We start from the raw sequence: 2,307 nt of genomic DNA on the forward strand, positions 1-2,307 counted from the left end.
GCATCTTTTTGATTGTTTGTAACTGTAACTTCAACTACTTTAAACACACCTTGTGCTTTTTCTTTTAAATATTCGCCACCTACAGAATCTACTGATTCAACAGATCCTACAGCGATTTTAACTTTAGAAGACTCACCTTCTTTAGAAAGTTCTTTTTTAGGTTCTTCTTTAGTAGCTGGAGCACTAGTTTCTTGTTTTGACTCTGTAGAAGATTTTTCTTTTTGATCATCTCCGCCACCTAATGCAGATCCAATGATACCTAGTACGATTAAACCGATTAATCCTAAACACCCAAACTTGAAAATTTTACCCATTAAATATTTCCTCCAATGATAATATGTAAGATTTAGAAACTCATCATATCAGATGACCTGTCTTATTAGTGTCGTATTTTGTCGAATGAAAATAAAAAATAAAAGAGAATTTTTCCCAAAATATCGTTAGAAAACGGAATTTCAGGGGTTATTCCCTCCTTTTCGTCTTTATATGGAATAACAAATACTTATTTGGAAAGAAAATCTATTAATTACCTTCTATAACTATATTTTTCTACCCACTTCCCCTTATTTAAAACTTCTCTCTCACAATTCCATCAAATGTATACATAGCACCTTTCTGTTCCCTTCTATCTAGTACTAATGCAATAAGCGCACAAGCTAAAAATGTTATAATAAATCTAACTACACTAAGGGGGAACAATTATTTTGCTTGGAAAATACATTCAATTTCATGAGTTTGGCAATCCGAAAGATGTGTTACAGGTTGAATATAAAAATATAGAACCACTAAAAGATAATGACGTTTTAGTTCGTATGCTAGTCAGACCGATTAATCCATCTGACTTAATTCCAGTAACCGGAGCATATGCACATAGAATCCCTTTACCTAACATACCTGGTTATGAAGGCGTTGGTATTGTAGAAGATGTAGGAAATTTCGTTTCTAAAGACCTTATCGGCAAACGCGTTTTGCCATTACGCGGAGAAGGTACTTGGCAAGATTTTGTTACAACATCAGCTGACTTCGTAATCCCTATTCCTGATTCAATTGATGATTTTACAGCATCACAAATGTATATTAATCCCCTTACGGCGTGGGTCACATGCACAGAAACTCTAAACTTAAAACCGAATGATGTTTTATTAGTAAATGCTTGTGGATCCGCTATTGGTCATCTTTTTGCTCAGTTATCACAAATTTTAAACTTCCGATTAATTGCAGTGACAAGAAATAATAAGCATACAGAGGAATTACTTCGCCTCGGTGCCAAATATGTAATAGATACTTCCACTACCCCGCTTTATGAAACAGTGATGGAATTAACAGACGGGATAGGTGCAGATGCTGCGATTGATTCTATTGGGGGACCGGATGGAAATGAATTAGCATTTTGCTTACGTCCAAATGGGTACTTTTTAACTATAGGCCTTCTATCAGGAATACAAGTAAACTGGGCAGAGATTGTCACTAAAGCAAAAGTGCACGCTAACATATTTCATTTACGACATTGGAATAGTGAAATGTCCGCATATAAATGGCAAGAAACGTTTCGTCACTTAATCCGCTTAGTAGAAAATAAGCAACTACGTTTTATGAAAGTCCATTCTACGTATGACTTAGCGGATGTGAAAACAGCGGTTGATGTTGTGCAGTCTGCTGAGAAAACGAAAGGGAAAGTGTTTTTGACGAGTTATTAAAAAAGCCCCTCAAAGCATAAGCTTCGAGGGGTGAGCCTGTTTTTTATTTAATTATATACGTACAGCTGTACCACTTACAGCAACCATTAACATGCCATCACGAACAACTTCATAATCTACGTCAATACCAACGATAGCGTTCGCACCTTTTTGTTTTGCAAGTTCTTTCATTTCGTCCATTGCAATATCACGCGCTTCTTTTAGCTTGCTTTCATAAGAACCAGCACGACCACCGACAACATCACGAACTGAAGCAAATAAATCACGAACAATATTTGCACCCATAATAGCTTCACCATTTACAATATCAATATACTCAATAATTTCTTTACCTTGGATTCCAGACGTTGTTGTTACAATCATGACTGACACTCTCCTACTAACTTATAGTTTTTTGATTAGCTTTCTTATGTCTTTATTATGACACGGAAAAAGTAGCGAATCTATTGAATTACCTTACATGAATGTGACAATTTTGTAAGGGTGAAATATTATTTTATCTTCCTCTTACAATAACTACCTAAATTAACAGAATATTGTTATAATTAAATTAGAGGAGGAGATAAAATGAAAAAAATAACTTATATATGTGCTCTAAGTGTTCTATCTT

General features: G+C 34.9%; 3 protein-coding genes. 1 reads left to right on the forward strand and 2 read right to left on the reverse strand.

Going from position 1 to position 2,307, the window contains the following annotated elements:
• A partial coding sequence (locus tag KI356_RS22235; protein ID WP_212936480.1) for a DUF4352 domain-containing protein occupies positions 1 to 314 on the reverse strand: 314 nt, incomplete at its 3' end.
• Positions 315 to 704: 390 nt separating this feature from the next.
• Between KI356_RS22235 and KI356_RS22240 the strand changes: the two genes are divergently transcribed.
• Positions 705 to 1,697 carry a zinc-dependent alcohol dehydrogenase family protein gene (locus tag KI356_RS22240; protein WP_212936481.1) on the forward strand — a complete coding sequence of 331 codons (993 nt, stop codon included), beginning with the start codon at positions 705 to 707 and terminating at the stop codon, positions 1,695 to 1,697.
• Between the two features lie 51 nt (positions 1,698 to 1,748).
• Here KI356_RS22240 and KI356_RS22245 read toward each other — a convergent pair whose 3' ends face one another.
• Positions 1,749 to 2,060: a YbjQ family protein gene (locus tag KI356_RS22245; protein ID WP_000637510.1), complete on the reverse strand. Its 312-nt coding sequence runs from the start codon at positions 2,058 to 2,060 to the stop codon at positions 1,749 to 1,751.
• Positions 2,061 to 2,307 lie beyond the last annotated feature (247 nt).

The sequence above is a fragment of the Bacillus hominis genome (assembly GCF_018332515.1).
GTDB lineage: Bacteria > Bacillota > Bacilli > Bacillales > Bacillaceae_G > Bacillus_A > Bacillus_A hominis.